At 63.4% G+C, this 15,284-nt stretch carries 11 protein-coding genes; 2 read left to right on the top strand and 9 right to left on the bottom strand.

Going from position 1 to position 15,284, the window contains the following annotated elements; genetic code table 11:
• Positions 1-7 precede the first annotated feature (7 nt).
• From DZK26_RS08000 to DZK26_RS14740, 6 genes are all read right to left on the bottom strand, one after another.
• The gene (locus DZK26_RS08000; protein WP_116897649.1) at positions 8-502 is read right to left on the bottom strand and encodes a DUF411 domain-containing protein; all 495 of its coding nucleotides are present in this window, start codon (positions 500-502) and stop codon (positions 8-10) included.
• A complete protein-coding gene (locus DZK26_RS07995; protein ID WP_116897648.1) occupies positions 492-1,175 on the bottom strand; it encodes a cytochrome c in 684 nt (227 codons plus the stop codon). Before DZK26_RS07995 ends, DZK26_RS08000 begins: the two co-directional genes overlap by 11 nt.
• Positions 1,172-4,324 (bottom strand): efflux RND transporter permease subunit, encoded by a 3,153-nt coding sequence (locus tag DZK26_RS07990; RefSeq protein ID WP_116897647.1) that lies wholly within the window; start codon positions 4,322-4,324, stop codon positions 1,172-1,174. The genes DZK26_RS07995 and DZK26_RS07990 overlap by 4 nt, the downstream gene beginning before the upstream one ends.
• On the bottom strand, positions 4,321-5,745 hold the full coding sequence (locus DZK26_RS07985; RefSeq protein ID WP_116897646.1) for an efflux RND transporter periplasmic adaptor subunit: 1,425 nt from the start codon (positions 5,743-5,745) through the stop codon (positions 4,321-4,323). The genes DZK26_RS07990 and DZK26_RS07985 overlap by 4 nt, the downstream gene beginning before the upstream one ends.
• Positions 5,742-7,037, bottom strand: coding sequence for a TolC family protein (locus DZK26_RS07980; protein ID WP_116897645.1), 1,296 nt, complete (start codon positions 7,035-7,037; stop codon positions 5,742-5,744). The genes DZK26_RS07985 and DZK26_RS07980 overlap by 4 nt, the downstream gene beginning before the upstream one ends.
• 114 nt (positions 7,038-7,151) lie before the next feature.
• Positions 7,152-7,559: a CopL family metal-binding regulatory protein gene (locus tag DZK26_RS14740; protein ID WP_116897644.1), complete on the bottom strand. Its 408-nt coding sequence runs from the start codon at positions 7,557-7,559 to the stop codon at positions 7,152-7,154.
• Positions 7,560-7,793: 234 nt separating this feature from the next.
• On the opposite strand from DZK26_RS14740, the gene DZK26_RS07970 reads away from it, so the two are divergent.
• Positions 7,794-10,055 (top strand): ATPase, T2SS/T4P/T4SS family, encoded by a 2,262-nt coding sequence (locus DZK26_RS07970; RefSeq protein ID WP_220337061.1) that lies wholly within the window; start codon positions 7,794-7,796, stop codon positions 10,053-10,055.
• On the top strand, positions 10,052-11,140 hold the full coding sequence (locus DZK26_RS07965) for an AAA family ATPase (RefSeq protein ID WP_258870829.1): 1,089 nt from the start codon (positions 10,052-10,054) through the stop codon (positions 11,138-11,140). Before DZK26_RS07970 ends, DZK26_RS07965 begins: the two co-directional genes overlap by 4 nt.
• Positions 11,141-11,147: 7 nt before the next feature.
• Here DZK26_RS07965 and DZK26_RS07960 read toward each other — a convergent pair whose 3' ends face one another.
• From DZK26_RS07960 to DZK26_RS07950, 3 genes are read right to left on the bottom strand one after another with little or no spacing between them, the layout of a single operon-like run.
• The gene (locus DZK26_RS07960) at positions 11,148-13,082 is read right to left on the bottom strand and encodes a nitric oxide reductase activation protein NorD (protein WP_116897643.1); all 1,935 of its coding nucleotides are present in this window, start codon (positions 13,080-13,082) and stop codon (positions 11,148-11,150) included.
• 36 nt (positions 13,083-13,118) lie between these two features.
• Complete coding sequence (locus tag DZK26_RS07955; RefSeq protein ID WP_116897642.1) at positions 13,119-13,925, bottom strand: CbbQ/NirQ/NorQ/GpvN family protein; 807 nt, start codon at positions 13,923-13,925, stop codon at positions 13,119-13,121.
• On the bottom strand, positions 13,918-15,273 hold the full coding sequence (locus tag DZK26_RS07950; RefSeq protein WP_116897641.1) for a cbb3-type cytochrome c oxidase subunit I: 1,356 nt from the start codon (positions 15,271-15,273) through the stop codon (positions 13,918-13,920). Before DZK26_RS07950 ends, DZK26_RS07955 begins: the two co-directional genes overlap by 8 nt.
• Positions 15,274-15,284 lie beyond the last annotated feature (11 nt).

Genomic DNA, 15,284 nt, shown 5'->3' with positions numbered 1-15,284 from the left:
TCCACTCCTACTCGATGGCTTCGTAGTGATTGAACACTTCGGTTTCGCCGTCTCCCTTGAACAGCACGACGTCATAGGCCATCCGCCGATGGTCGACTTCCATTCCCGGTGAACCGAGGGGCATGCCGGGTACACTCAGACCGCGCGCGTTGGGCTGTTCGGCCAGCAGGCGCAGCACGTCCTCGGCCGGCACGTGGCCTTCGATGACATAGTCGCCGACCACCGCGGTATGGCAGGAAGGCAGTTCGCGCGGCACCCCATGTTCGCGTTTGACGCGACCCATATCGGTTGTCGGAACTTCCTCGACGTCGAAACCGTTGGCCTGCATGTGCTCGACCCATTTTCCGCAGCAGCCGCACTGGGGGTCGTGGTAGACCGTCATCTCGTGCTGGGTGGATTTCAGGACCTGCTCTGAATCCTGATCATCCGACTGTGCCTGGCACCCGGCGGTCAGGAGCAGCGCGCTTGCGAGGATGATGGCTGTGGTGAGTTTAGTGGTCATGATCGTGTTCTCCTTCGGACGACTCGTCCGTTTGGTGGTGGTCTTGCGGGTGGGAATGGTCATCTTGTTCGTCATGCTCGGCTTCCGACTCCATGGGCATGTCGCTGTCGCCATGATCGTGCCCGCCGTGGGAATGCCGGGCACCCGCATTGCGCGCAGCCTCGAGCAGGCCGGCATACTCGCCAGGCTCGAACTGCGGAAAGCGCTTGATCAATGCGACCAGGGGCCAGAGGTCCTCGTCGGCGTGGGTTTCGCCCCAGGCCGGCATACCGGTCATGCGGATGCCGTGGCGGATGACCCAGAAGATCTCCTCGGAGGATCGCGCACGTGCGACTTCTGCCAGGTCCGGCGGCGCGGGATTGAGCCCTTGCGCGATCAGGCTGGGAGGTTGTCCCGGCGCTGCGTGACAGGTCGCACACATGTCCTCGTAGGCAATAACCGTCGCGTGCAGTTCTTCCGCATCCTCAAGGCTCGGCGTGGCATCCTCGACCGTGCTTGCCGATCGCGCGACGGCGTTTTCGCGAATCGTTGTCAGCGTGCGCTCGGTCAGGGCCCAGTGCTCGCCGTCGGCCGACACGTCGACGCGTCCATTGAGCGCGATGGCCCAGAAAGCCACGCATCCGACCACGAACAGAACAAGGGCGGAAATAATGAATGACAGGATGATTCTCATGATCGTGCCTCCCTGTTGCCGGTGGACTTCAGTCCGAAGGATTTCCAGAGGTAGTAAATGGTCGGGACCACCAGCAGTGTGAGGATCGTGACGCTGATCATGCCGCCGACCATCGGGGCGGCGATGCGGCGCATGATCTCCGAGCCCGTGCCATGGCCGAGCATGATCGGCAGCAGGCCCGCGATGATCACCGACACGGTCATCATGATGGGACGAACCCTGAGCAGCGCGCCGTCGGTGACGGCCTGCATCACGTCGGTCCGTGACAGGGCGTGTCCCGCTTCTGCGGCTTCGCTGCGGTGGCGGGCCAGCGCCTGGTCCAGATAAACGAGCATGAGCACACCGATCTCCACGGCCACGCCGGCCAGGGCAATCATGCCGGCGCCGACCGCCACGGACTGGTTATAGCCCAGCAGGTAGAGCAGCCAGTAACTGCCGACCAGTGACAATGGCAATGTTCCCAGGATGATCAGGACCGAGATCGGATTGCGGAAGTTCATGAACAACAGCAGGACGATGATGCCGATCGCGGCCGGCACCACCAGCTTGAGCTTGTCTGCGGCACGTTGCATGAACTCGTATTGCCCGGACCAGCCCAGCGAATAGCCGGCCGGCAGTTCGACCTGCTCGGCGACGGCCCGCTTGGCGCGCTGGACATAGCCGCCCAGGTCCTTGTCGTTGACGTCGATGTAGATCCAGCCGTTTAGACGGGCGTTTTCGGTCCGGATCACCCCAGGGCCGGTCTCGACGGCAATATTCGCCACGGCGGAAAGCGGAATCTGCGCGCCCTTGGGCGTGACGATGGTGAGATTGTCCAGATCCTCGAGCGAATCGCGAACGTGGCGCGGATAGCGCAGGTTGATCGGGTAGCGCTCCAGTCCGTCCACGCTTTCACCGACGCTCATGCCACCGACGGCCGAGCGCACGATTTCGTGCACGTCGCGAATGTTGAGTCCGAAGCGGGCGGCTTCCTCGCGCTGGACATCGACTGTGACATAGCGACCACCGGTCACGCGGTCGGCATAGACCGAGGCGGTACCCGGCACTTCTTCAATGACGTCCTCGATGTCCTCGCCGATCTGGTTGATGACTTCCAGGTCGGCACCGGATACCTTGACCCCGACGGGTGTCTTGATGCCGGTTGCCAGCATGTCGATGCGATTCTTGATCGGCATGATCCAGGTATTGGTCAGGCTGGGTACCTGGACCAGTTCGTCGAGTTCGGCCTTGAGCTTGTCCATGGTCATACCGTCCCGCCATTCAGATCGCGGCTTGAGCCGGATGGTGGTCTCGATCATGGTCAGTGGTGCGGGGTCGGTGGCCGTGTCGGCACGGCCGGCCTTGGCGTAGGCGGTTTCGACCTCCGGCACCGTCATGATCAGACGATTGGTCTGGCCCAGGATTTCCGCCATCTTGCCGGCCGAGGCGGCCGGATAGGCGCTCGGCATGTAGAGCAGGTCGCCTTCATTCAGTTCCGGCATGAACTCGCTACCGATGCGACTGTAGGGTATCCAGGCACTGGCGAGGATGATCAGGGTCAATGCCACGGTCGAAATCGGGAAGCGCAGGGCGGCTGCAAGGATCGGCCGGTAGACCCAGGTCAGGAAGCGATTGATGGGATTCTTGTGTTCCGGTGTTATGTGCCCGCGGATCAAGTATCCCATCAGCACGGGCACCAGGGTGATTGCCAGTCCCGCGGCGGCCGCCATGGCATAGGTCTTGGTGAAGGCGAGCGGTTTGAACATGCGGCCTTCCTGGGCCTCCAGGGCGAAGATGGGCACGAAGCTCAGTGCGATGATCAGCAAAGAGAAGAACAGTGCCGGACCGACTTCCACGGCTGCATCGGCCAGCGCGTTCCAGCGCGCTTCGCCCTCGAGTTTGCCTTCGGCGTGCTCGAGGTGTTTGTGATAGTTCTCGATCATCACGATGGCAGCGTCCACCATGGCACCGATGGCGATGGCGATACCGCCCAACGACATGATGTTGGCGTTGATGCCCTGGATCTGCATGATGATGAATGCCGAGAGAATGCCCAGCGGCAGGCTCAGCACGATCACCAGGGAAGAGCGGAAATGAAACAGGAAGATCAGGCACACCAGCGCGACGACGATGAATTCCTCGATCAGCTTCTCTCGTAGCGTGTCGACCGCCCGGTTGATCAGTGAGGACCGGTCATAGGTTTCGACGACTTCGACGCCCTCGGGCAGTCCCTCCTTGAGCGTTTCCAGCTTTTCCTTCACCCGCTCGATGGTGGCCATGGCGTTTTCGCCGAATCGCATGACGATCACGCCCCCGACGGCTTCCCCTTCGCCGTTGAGCTCGCCGACGCCACGGCGCAATTCCGGTCCGAACTGTACTTTCGCAATGTCCCCGATGCGTATGGGTACGCCATCGTCGGTGGTACGCACGGGAATGGCTTCGATATCTTCGAGCGAGTCGACGTAGCCGGTGGCGCGGACCATGTACTCGGCTTCGGCCATTTCGATGACCCGGCCGCCGGTTTCCATATTGCCGCTCTGGATGGCTTCGCGGACCCGCGTCAGGGGAATGTCATGGGCGCGCAGCTTGTCCGGGTCGACCACGACCTGGTACTGGCGGACCATCCCGCCGATGGAGGCGACTTCCGAAACCCCCTCGACGGTCTGCAGCTCATACTTTAGAAACCAGTCCTGGATCGAGCGCAGCTCGGCCAGATCGTGCTGGCCGGTTCGATCGATCAGGGCGTACTGATAGACCCAGCCCACGCCGGTGGCATCCGGGCCCAGCGCAGGGCGGGCCTCCTGGGGCAGGGTGGGCGCGACCTGGCTCAAGTATTCGAGTACGCGCGAACGCGCCCAGTACAGGTCGGTACCGTCCTCGAAGATGACGTAGACGAAGGAATCGTTGAAGAAAGAGTAGCCGCGGACGGTCGTGGCGCCGGGCACCGACAACATGGCGGTCGTCAGCGGATAGGTCACCTGGTCTTCGACCACCTGTGGCGCCTGCCCGGGATAGGTCGTCTTGACGATGACCTGCACGTCCGACAGGTCCGGGATGGCGTCCAGCGGCGTCTTGAGCATCGCGATGGTGCCCCAGGCAGCCAGCAATGCCGACAGCATCAGAACCAGAAAGCGGTTCCGGATGGACCAGCGGATGATGGCACCGATCATGGCCGACCTCCGGATTCACCATCGTCCTCGTCGTGGCTATCGTGTCCGGAATGATCCATCTCCGTGTGGTCCATGTCGGCATCGTTCTGGTGACCTTCGTGATCCATGGCTTCGGCGGATCCTGATTCGGCGCTGTGGTCCATCTCCTGGTCCGTGCCATGATCCATCTCGTGATCCATTTCAGAATCCGAAGCATCCTCGCCGTCGACCATTCTCAACAGGCTGGCGTCGGCACTGGCCTCCGAGTCGATCAGGAATTGACTGGAGACGACGATCCGTTCGCCTTCGGCGAGGCCGTCCGTGATCTCCGTGACGCCGTCGGATTCCAGGCCCGTGACGACTTCCGCAGGCCGGAAGCGGCCTTCTCCCAGCGCCAGGATGACGCGTTCACCCTGGCCGGTGCGGATGATGGACTGGGTGGGCACGACGAGGGTGTCGGGATGCGGGTCGGCCGCGATCGAGACGCGGGCGTACATGTTGGGCTTGAGCGTCAGGTCGGGATTGTCGAACGTCAGGCGCACGCGCCCGGTACGTGTCTCCTGTCGAATGCTCGGATAGACGTAGTCGACTTCACCCCGCCATTCATTGCCGGATTCGGCCCAGGGAAGCTGCATGACGGCCTGCTGACCCGGTTCGACCCGGTTGACCTGTCCCTCGAAAATATCGACTTCCACCCAGATCCGGGACAGGTCGGCGACGCTCATGATGGTCGTGCCCGGTTGCACGAACATGCCCTGGCGGATATTGAGTTCGAGCAGGTGGCCGTCCTGGGGGGCGTGAACCGTGAAGAGTCGGTTCGGCGACCCGCGCTGTTGCAGGGCACGGACTTGCTCTTCACGCATGCCCAGTGACGCCAGCCGGGATTTTGAAGCCGTAACGAGCGATTGGTTGCCCATTCTCACTGCCTGCAGGTACTCTTCCTGCGCGCTCACCAGGGCCGGGGAATAGATCTCGAACAGGGGCTCTCCGGCCGATACCCGTTCACCTTCCGTTTCGACATGCAGCACCTCGATCCAGCCCTCTGTACGGACATGAACGTGGGCAATGTGACCGCCGTCGGGCGTGACCAGGCCCACGGCGTCGATGTCGCGCGCCAGGGTCCGGCGTTCGACGGTGGCGAGCTTGACGCCGATGTTGTTGATGACGGTCGGATTGATCCGGATGGAAGGCTGGCCCTGGTCGCCCCCCGAGCCCGCTTCGTCGGCGTAGACCGGGACGAGGTCCATGCCCATGGGTGACTTGCCGGGCTCATCGCGCCGGTAGTTCGGGTCCATCGGCGCCTCCCAGTAGAGGATTTCCCGCCCGGATTCACCCGAGCCCTCCTGGCTGCCCGAATCGGAGCCGCTCAGACCCCACCAGGCCGCCAGAAAGCCGACGGCGGCAGCCGCCAGTGCAATGACGATGACTTGCAACTTGTTCACGATGTTTCTCCCGCCAGATAGAGGATCTGTGCCCAGGCTGCTCCGGCCCGGGCTTGCAGTTCGGCCCGCTTGATCTGCGCTTCCAGATCGGCAAGCTGGCTGCGAATGAGTTCGGCAAAGTCCGTTTGCCCGTTTGCATAGGTGGTGACCGAAGCCTCGACCGTGTCCCTGGCACGCTCGGCCACAACCTTTTCGTAAAGGTCGAGTCGTTGCCGGTAGCGCTGCCAGTCGGCGACTGCCTGTTCGAGCTGGCGCTTGAGGTCCAGCAGCAGCGCATCGCGGTCGAATTGGGCAGCACTGCTGCGTTGAACCGCCGCCGTGTGTCGCTTGTCCTGCCGATTCTCGGCAAACAACGGCAGCGACAATGTCACCCCGATGCTGGCCAGGTCGGGACGCTCGGATCGAAGGCCGTAGCCGGCCTCGATGGCCAGTCTGGGCTTGTAGGCCTGTTCAGCCAGTTCGATACCGAGTTCGGCGGCTTCAATCCGGGCTTGCTTGGCTTCGACGGCAGGATGGGAAACCAATTGATCCTGCAGTTCGTCGAGATCGGTCGACGTTGCTTCGAAATCCGGCAACTGCTCGGGCAGGGGGCGATAGGCGTCGCTACCGATGTAGCGGGAGAGTGCCGCCCGCGCACGGTCGGCCATGCGACGGTGTTCGGCAATCCGGTCGTCGAGCAGGGATAGTTCCAGTTCAGTGCGCAACAAAGCCTGTGAATGCAGTCCGCCGGCGGCAAACCGGGACTGCAGGGATTCGATCTGTTGTTCAATTCGATTCCGGCTGTTACGGAGTACCGCGACAGCCTGGTCCTGCCAGGCAAGTTCAAACCACGCCTGACGGGTCTCCAGCGCGATCCGACGCAACGCGAGATCGGTTTGCGCGCGCTCGGCCCCGGCTTCCGTACTGCGCTGGCGACTGCGAATGTCCAGCGTTCGGCCAGGCGGGATTTCCTGGCGCAGCCCAAGTCGCAAGGCCTGGGTCATGCCTTCCTGGTCCAGCCGGAAGGTGTCGGTCGGCACGTTGACGACCTGGGCCGAGACCATTGGGTCCGGCAGCTGGGCATCGGCCACGGCGTCGCTCTCGAGTGCCTCGCCGCGGGCCACGAATTGCTGAACGGCGGGGTCGGCAGCCGATGTCGCCAGTGACACGGCCCGTTCCAGCGTCAGCGGTGATTCATCGCTTGATTCGGCCGCGGGTGTTGCCGTCGAGAACACCAGCAGAATGAACAGGCAAGGCAGCAATCGCGCCAGGCGAATGGACCGGTATGCAGACAGGAGGGTGCCATTGGACATGGTGGACCTCTCTCGATTGGTTCAGGAAAAACTTGAGTCGTAAGCGCTAACCGCCGGGACACGCTGATTCATTGCGGCATGACGGCGTCCGCGCAGGGAGAAAACTTGTGGGGATCAGGCCCGGGGTGGGCGAAGCAGGGTCGTGATGACTTTCTGAGGGGCGGGTGCGGCAAGGGCGGCAGCGTGGGCTTGTGCGACCGCCGGGGCGGCGGGCGCGGATCCGATCGGAACGACGAGTGTCAAGGCAGGGCAGACGCAGCTGCACTTTTCGTCAGTGCAGTCACCTTCCTGTTTGTCTTCATCGCAGCAATCGCCGCCGTGCGCCTCGGACGTCGAATCCGAAGCCGGTTCCGTATTATCCGGGTGACAATCCGAACCTTGTTGGTCGCCGGCACTGGATACCGCCTGAGTCGACTGATCCATGACGATTGGATTCGCATGAATGCTCCAGGCCGACAGGCCTCCCGCCACCAATGCGATGGCGAGTATGTATCGGAGCAGAGAAGCGGCGGACCAGTCCATGTCGGGAATGTAGCAGTTCTTTCCTGCGAAATAAAGGCAAATGAATGGTTTTCCAGTTGACCAGGCGACTGGTAACCTCCCACGTACGACTTCGGGGTTGAAACATCGTTCCGTTCAGATTGAATTATTCTGCTATCTTTCATGCAGCGTCTCTAATCAAGGGGACAGGTCGAACATGCTTGGATTGCCGCGATTGAGTTTCGTCGATTTCCTGCTGGCATTGGAGGCTACTGCGTGACTACGTCGCCTTCGGAACGCATCAGGCACCTGCTCGATTCGGTGCCGCGTTCGGGGTTCCTGACTTCGGGTGATCTGGAAGGAATTGTTTCCGGCCGCAGCATTCCGACACGCGAGGCGGTCGAGCGTATCCTGGAGCTGATAGAGCCTCTTGGTGTGCGCCGACGTGTTCTGCTGGTCGGCATCGGCGCCGGCTATCTGGCTGCCGGGCTCGCGCGCTTGGCCGACGATGTCGTGGTGATCGAGCGAAGCTCCGAGGTGGCTGATATCGCCACCGCCAACCTGGCGCGGGCGGGAATCGAGAATGTGCGCTTGATTCTCGGCGAGGGCGAACTGGGTGCGCCCGATCTGGCGCCTTTCGATCTGGTCCTGTGCAGTGCCCGGATCGTCAAATGGGAAGGTCTGGCCGAGCAACTTGCCGAGGGTGGTCATCTGGTCACGCTCGAGGGTAACGATCCCCTCGTGCCGTTGGTCGTGGCACGGGCCCGCATGGATGGCGGCTTCAAGCGGCGTGAACTCGGGCCGGTCAACCTTGCCCACGATGCCGGCGAGATCATGATCGACCTGGGATATGTCGACGAAAAGCAACTCGCCGACGCACGGGTGGAAGCACGTCGGCGTCGCGAGCCGGTGATTTCGGTGCTACAGCGTCGCAACGACATTGTGGACATGGATCTCTATCGCAGCCTCGCTGACCGCTACGGTCTGCAACTGACCAGCGCCGACGATCTGCTCAAGGATCTCGATCTCGCCCTGTTTCGACGATTTTCCAAGACTTTCCTGGATAACCAGCGCCTGGTGCCGATCCGCTCACGCGGCGGCATTCTTTACGTGGCTACTGACAACCCCGATGTCCCGACCGAGGATGTGGCGCGGGTGCAGGCCTTCAAGTCGGTGGTGAAGCTGCTGGTTACGCCCACCGACTTTCGGCGGTTGTGGCAGGTGATCGATCTGTCCTCGCGCGGCAGTGAAATGCTGCGCTGGACCGAGCAGAAAAAGGAGCCGGCTCATTCCGAAGACCTGCTCGACAGTTCCGATCGCGAGCTCAGTCACTACCTGGTTTCTCTGTACGAGTCCATCCTGCTCGATGCGGTCAGCGCCAAGGCTTCCGACATTCATGTCGAGCGCTATGGTGACCGGATCCGGATTCGCATTCGCGTCGACGGTGAGTTGCACGATCTGACCCATTATCAGCTTACTTCACGTGACCATGCCGGCCTTATCAACGTCATCAAGGTACGCGCCGAAATCAACATTGCCGAGCGCCGTCTGCCGCAGGGCGGGCGATCGCATATGCGGGTGGGTACGACCAACTACGATTTGCGCATTCAGATCCAGCCTTCACTGCACGGCGAGCATGCAGTCATCCGGCTGTTGTCGCAGACCGGCCGGGTGCTGGGCTTGCGCGAGCTGGGCATGTCCGAACGCGTCGCCGGTTTCTACCAGCGGCTGCTCGACAATCCGGCCGGTCTGGTCCTGGTGGTGGGCCCGACCGGATCGGGCAAGTCGACAACGCTGTACGCCGCGTTGCAGGAACTGGCCGACGACGGTCGCCGAAAGGTAATCACCGCCGAGGACCCGATCGAGTACTCCATCGACAATATCCAGCAGACGCGGGCGCGTCCCGATATCGGCTTCAGCTTCGCCGACGCCATGCGTTCCTTCGTCCGCCAGGACCCCGATGCGATCATGGTGGGCGAAATCCGGGATGGGGCGACGGCGCTGGAGGCCATGCGAGCTTCTCAGACCGGGCACCTGGTGCTGTCGACCCTGCACAGCAACGACGCAGTCGACGCGCTGCAGCGCCTCTATGATCTGCAGGTATTGCCCAACTCGATCGCCGGGGAGCTTCTGGCAATCATCGCCCAGCGCCTGGCCAAGCGCATCTGCGAGCACTGCCGGGAACCGGCCGAACCTGACGAACGAATTCTCCGGGAGTTGTTTCCGGAGCGTGTGCCGGTCAACTTCCGTTGCTTTCGGGGTCGCGGCTGCAAGCATTGCAACGGCCTGGGGACGCGTGGCCGGATTGCCGTGGTCGAGTACCTGCAGGTCAGCGACGATATTCGGCGGGTGATTTCCCTGCAGCCGCCGGCCGGGGAGTTGCGCTGGCAGGCGCTCGACGCCGGCCTGATCACCATGCGCGACAGCGCGCTCGACCACGTCATCAACGGCACGGTTCCGCTCGAGGAGCTGCCCCGTATCCTGCCTCAGGATCGCATGGCGCCCGAGCAGCGCGGTGGCAGGAGGAAACAGCCGTGAGCCGAAAGCCCCAGCTGCAACGACCACCGGCCGAAATGGCCTTTGCCGATGAGCTCAAACGTCTGGCTCAATGGGACAAGCATCCCGTGCCGCCGGGATGGAAGCTCTCGCCATTGGCGGTGGAGAAGTTCGTGCTCGGCGATGACGAGTTGAAAATCAGTCGCAAGATCGTGATTGAACCGGGCGTGATCACGCGCGTGGTGATCGCGCTGTGTACCGACCGCGGTTGTCTGCTGGTCGGCGAGCCGGGGACCGCCAAGTCCTGGTTGTCCGAGCTGCTCGCTGCGGCCATTTCCGGCGACTCCTCTCTGACCCTGCAGGGCGGGGCACTCAGCGAAGTCGACCAGCTGCTCTACAGCTGGAACGATTCGCTGCTTGCCCAGGGCGGCCCCAGACCGGAGGCGCTGGTGCCCAGCCCGATCTATCGCGGCATGCGTGACGGCAAGATCGTGCGCTTCGAGGAAGTGGCCCGCTGCCCCCAGCCGCTGCAGGATGCGTTGCTGTCGATCCTGTCCGACCGCCTGATCACGGTGCCGGAACTCAGTGGCCGGTCCGGCGTTCTCTACTCGCGCGCCGGCTTCAACGTGATCGCCACGTCCAACAGCATCGACGAGGGGGTCAACCGGATGAGTGCCGCGCTAAAGCGGCGCATGAATTTCGAGACGGTTCCCTCGATCCGTGATGTCGAAGACGAAATCGAGGTCGTGTCGCGCGAGGTGGGCCGGCTGAACGAGTATGCCGGCATCGATGTGCGGATCGATCCATCCGTGATCATGGCTCTCGTCACTATTTTCCATGAACTGCGCAACGGCCAGTCCCTGAGCGGGCGCTCGACCGACCGACTCGCCGGTGCAACGATGTCGACGGCCGAGGCCGTCAGTGTCGGCCATGCACTGTGCATCCATGCCCGTTACTACACCGACGGTGAAGTGGTTATCGACAATCTGGTCCATTTCATCATCGGTTCGGCGTTGAAAGACCAGGCCGACGATCGCCGCCGGTTACGCCACTACTTCGACACGGAAATCGCCCAGAAGCGCGGCGAGGTCTGGAAAGCGGTTTACGCCCAGCGCGACCTGATCTGATATTCCATCAACGCTGGACCAGCTGGCGGTAGATCGCGGGCAGGGCGGTGGCCAGCGCGGCGGCTCGGGGCACGATGGCGTAGCCGCTGCGTCCGAAGATCAGCGGGAAGTACTGACGCGCGCGCGCGTCGATGGTGACGCCGAAAACCACCAATCCATGGAGGCGGGCCTCGCGCACAGCCATGCGCGTGTCCTCGATGGCGTAGCGGCCTTCGTAGTGGTCGGTGTCATTGGGCTTGCCGTCGGTCAGCACCAGCAGCAGGCGGTGGCGGTTGGATCTCTCGGCCAGCTCCGCGGCCACGTGCCGGATGGCCGTGCCCATGCGCGTGTAGCGACCGGGCTCGAGCGCGGCGATGCGGCGTTCGATGCCGTGATCCATGGGCTCGTCGAAGCGCTTGAGCGGCGTGATCTCCACGCGTTTGCGCCGGTGGGATGTGAAGCTGTAGACGGCCTGCTCGTCGCCGCAGGCGTCGATGCCGTTGGCCAGCACCAGCAGGGCTTCCTTTTCGATGTCGATGACGCGGCGGTCGTCGAGCCAGGAGTCCGTCGACAGCGACACGTCCACCAGGGTGGCGACGGCCAGGTCGCGCGAGGTATCGCGCCAGGCCGAGTAGATGCGCTCCGAGCCGGAATGGCCGGCGGCGCGCTCGGTGACCATGCGTACCAGGGCGTCGGTGTCGAACTCGTCGCCATCGAGCTGGGCGCGCAGCAGTTCGCGCCGCGGCCTGAGCGCCTCGAACTGCCGCCGCACCTGCCTGATGCGGGCCCGCGTGCCGGTATCCGGCGACCAGTCTTCGCCGGCCAGTCCGGGCTCGAGAACCTGTACGGCACAGAAATCGGGTAGATAGCGCCGGCGGCCGTAGTGCCATTCCGGCCATGTGACATCGGACTGCAGTGCAGTTTCGGGAACAGCCGCGGAGGCGACCTCCAGCCCCATCTTCAGACGCGTGGCCGCTTTCTTTCGGTGTTTGGACAGGGTCAGTTGGTCGAGCCCTTCGGCGGCCTGGCGGGCTTCGTCCTCGTCGTCATCTTCGACCGAGCGATTGACGTTGACCATCTCCGCCCAGGAAATGATCTTCTCGAAGGGATTGAGCATCAGTGGGTCGTCGCGCTCTGTCTGGTCGAGGCGGCGCCGGTGGGCGTGGAACATCTGTTCGCCGACTTCCGTTGCGTCGCCGCCGGCCTCTTCTTCGTCGTCGTCTCGTTCGGCCCCGCTGTCGGTTCCGGCACCGGCGGTGGCCGCGGGCCATAGCGGCACCGGCAGTGGTGGCCGATAGCCGGACGGGGCGCGAAAATCGCGGATGATTCCGGGGTTGTCGGTCACGGCCCTGTACAGGTCGGTTGCACGCTGGTCGAGTTCGACGCTTTTGCCCAGCAGGCGGAGAATGACCTGTTCGACGGCATCTTCGGCCGGCGGCAGGCGGCGCGAAGGCCGCAGGCGGATCAGCCCCGCGGCCAGCTCGGCGTAGCGCGCACGCCAGCCGGGGAACTCGCGTAGCAGCGCCTGGAGCGCCTCGGCCGAGGCCGCCAGGTAGAGCAGATCGCGCTGAAGCGGATCGGGTGTCGCCGGTGGCAGGCGACTGAAGGCCAGAAAGGCGGTCTGCCAGAAATACAGCAGGCGGTTGCGTTCGGGGTCGGGGAACAGGGCGTTGCGTTGCGGCAGGATCAGGTGCTCAGCATCGAGTCGGGCCAACTCCATCGGCTCCTGGTCGAGCCCCAGGCGCTGGCGCCAGCTCAGCCGGTGGTCCTGGCCGGTCGCGCGCGATGTGGTCAGGGTGATACCGGTCGGACCCCCGAGCGCACGGAAGTAGACCGCCAGGGCATCGCGCAGGGTTTCGAACTCGACAGCGGCCTCGGCATGGGTCGGATAGCTGGTTGCCGATGAGGCCCAGCGATGCCACCAGCGGCCGGCGAGTTCCTCGAATTCGAGCCATTCGGGCATCGGGACTCACACTCCGTGCATGTGATCAGAGGTTTCTTAGAACGTGTGCGAGAGCAGTTCCTCGAGCGCGGCGATGACGTCCTCGTCGTCGCTCAGCGGCTGGATCAGCGTGGCCCGGGCGGCGGTTTCCATGGCCATGCCGCCGGCAACCAGGCTGGCGCAGTAGACCAGCAGGCGGGTCGAGACGCCTTCCTCGAGATCCTTGCCCTTGAGTTCGCGAATGCGGCGGGCAAGGTTGATCAGGCCGGCGCACAGATCCTTCGACAGGCCGCTCTCGGCGGCCACGATGTCCGTTTCCACCTCCGGCGGCGGGAAATCGAAGCTCAGCGCGGCGAAGCGCTGGCGCGTGCTCGGCTTGAGCGATTTCAGAACGTGCTGGTAGCCGGGATTGTAGGAGACGACCAGCATGAATTCCGGCGGTGCTTCGAGGACTTCACCGGTACGCTCCAGCGGCAGGATGCGGCGGTCGTCGGTGAGCGGGTGCATGACGACCGTGACGTCCTTGCGCGCCTCGACCACTTCGTCGAGGTAACAGATGCCGCCTTCGCGTACGGCCCGGGTGAGCGGGCCGTCCACCCACTTCGTCTCCCCGCCGGAGAGCAGGTAGCGACCGGTCAGGTCCGCGGCCGTGAGGTCGTCGTGGCAGGCAACGGTAAACAGCGGCCGCCCCAGTCGGGCGGCCATGTGCGCGACAAAGCGGGTCTTGCCGCAGCCGGTCGGGCCCTTGAGCAGCAGTGGGAGCCCCTGCTTCCAGGCCGCCTCGAAAAAATGACACTCGCCGGCGGTCTCGCGGTACCAGGGCAGTTCCGGCGAGGGGTCGGTACGCCGTTCGGCTTCACTCATCCGCGCTGCCGACGGCCATGTGCGACGCACCGCCGGGTGTTTGCTCGCGCGGCTTGCCGAGGGTGGCCCACAGGAAGATCAGCGCACCGATGACCACGATGATGCCGGCACCAAAGCGCATGGCGTAGAACACCCAGATCTGGTCCTGCGTTGTCATGTAGTTCTCGCCCATGACGCGCTGCAGGTGGGTCTGGACGACGCCGGCGAAGGTCAGGGTGAAGGTCATGAAGGCCATGCCGCCGGTCATCAGCCAGAAGCTCCACATGTTGCGGATCTGGTTGTAGGGCAGCTTGCCGCGGAGCTGTGGCATGGCGTAGGTGATGACCGCCAGGTTGAGCATCACGTAGGCGCCGTAGAAGGCGAGGTGGCCGTGGGCGGCGGTGACCTGCGTGCCGTGGCTGTAGTAGTTGACCCAGGACATGTTGTGCATCAGCCCCCACACGCCGGCGCCGAAGAAGGCCATGACCGCACAACCGAGAGTCCAGAGAATCGCCGCCTTGTTGGGATGATTGCGGCTGCCCTGCCAGAACATATAGAAGGTGAAGATCACCATCGAGAACAGTGGCAACACCTCGAGCGCGCCGAAGATGTTGCCCAGCGGCTGCCAGTAGGCGGGCGTGCCGATCCAGTAGTAGTGGTGACCGGTGCCGAGCAGGCCGGCGAACAGCACCAGGCCGACGATTACGTACAGCCACTTCTCGATGATCTCGCGGTCGACGCCGGACATCTTGACCAGCAGGTAGGCCAGCAGCGAGGCCATGATCAGGCCCCAGACACCCTCCACCCAGAGGTGGATGACATACCACCAGTACATCTTGTCCAGCGACAGGTTGGCCGGGTTGTAGAAGGAGAACAGCCAGAAGATGGCGGCCAGCCACAGGCCGGCCATGAGGATCATGGAAATGGCCGTTCGGCGGCCCGCCAGCAGCGTACGGGAACCGTTGTAGAGGAACATCAGGAACGAGATGGTCAGCAGGATCTTGACCCACGTCGGTTGTTCCAGAAATTCACGGCCTTCGTGGATGCCGAACTGGTAGCCGACCAGGGCCGCGGCGCCTGCGAAGACGAAGATGCCCAGTTGGATATAGGCGATCATCGGGCTGTGGAGTTCGGATTCAGCTTCCTCGGGCAGCAGGTAGTAGGTGGCGCCGAAGAAGCCGATCAGCAGCCATACGACGAGGAGGTTGGTGTGGCTCATGCGCATGATGTGGAAGGGCATGGCCTCGGCCATGAACTCCGGCCACACATACACCGCTCCGGCCAGCAGTCCGAACAGTACCTGTGCGGCGAACAGGGCCAGCGCGGCGATGAAAAACGGATAGGCGACTTTCTGGGTCTGATATTTCATTCGGCTCTCCC

This window comes from Wenzhouxiangella sp. 15190 (assembly GCF_003417465.1).
Classification (GTDB): domain Bacteria; phylum Pseudomonadota; class Gammaproteobacteria; order Xanthomonadales; family Wenzhouxiangellaceae; genus Wenzhouxiangella.
Note: the sequence above shows the minus strand (reverse complement) of the source record. Positions and strands in the feature narration are given on the sequence as shown.